We start from the raw sequence: 521 nt of genomic DNA, 5'->3' as shown, positions 1-521 counted from the left end.
CTTTCATCCAACTCACGCGCCTGCTCTTCAAAAAAATGCACGAACGCTTTGAAGACATGACCACCTATTACTTCCACAACACGATCTATCAAAACGTATACACCGATTTTCGCCGCACAAAAAAACTCAACACCGAACAACTGCTCCAGCGCAATCCCGATACCCGCATCGTATTTTTCGGCGACGCCACCATGGCCCCCGAAGAACTCGAGATGCCCCACGGCTCGATCTACCACTACGCGCGCGAAGCCAAGCCCAGCACCTACTGGCTCCGCCGCTTCGCCGAACGCTTCAAACACAGCGTCTGGCTAAACCCCATCCCCAAAACCTCCTGGCCCAACGCCTACGGCGGCTACACCCTCAACCGCATCCGCCAAATCTTCCACATGGAAGACATGACCCTCGGCGGCATCAAAGGCATGGTCGAACGCCTCAGCGAAGTCCGCGCATAGTCTGTGCGCTATTTGGAGTGCGCCGGCGGGCCGACGACGCTTTGCCTGCGTCGAATTAGATGAATCTAA

General features: G+C 55.9%; 1 protein-coding gene. It reads left to right on the top strand.

Annotated features, from left to right (window positions below):
• A partial coding sequence (locus JNK74_30255; protein ID MBL7650452.1) for a hypothetical protein occupies positions 1-452 on the top strand: 452 nt, incomplete at its 5' end.
• Positions 453-521 lie beyond the last annotated feature (69 nt).

The organism is Candidatus Hydrogenedentota bacterium (genome assembly GCA_016791475.1).
GTDB lineage: Bacteria > Hydrogenedentota > Hydrogenedentia > Hydrogenedentales > JAEUWI01 > JAEUWI01.
Note: the sequence above shows the minus strand (reverse complement) of the source record. Positions and strands in the feature narration are given on the sequence as shown.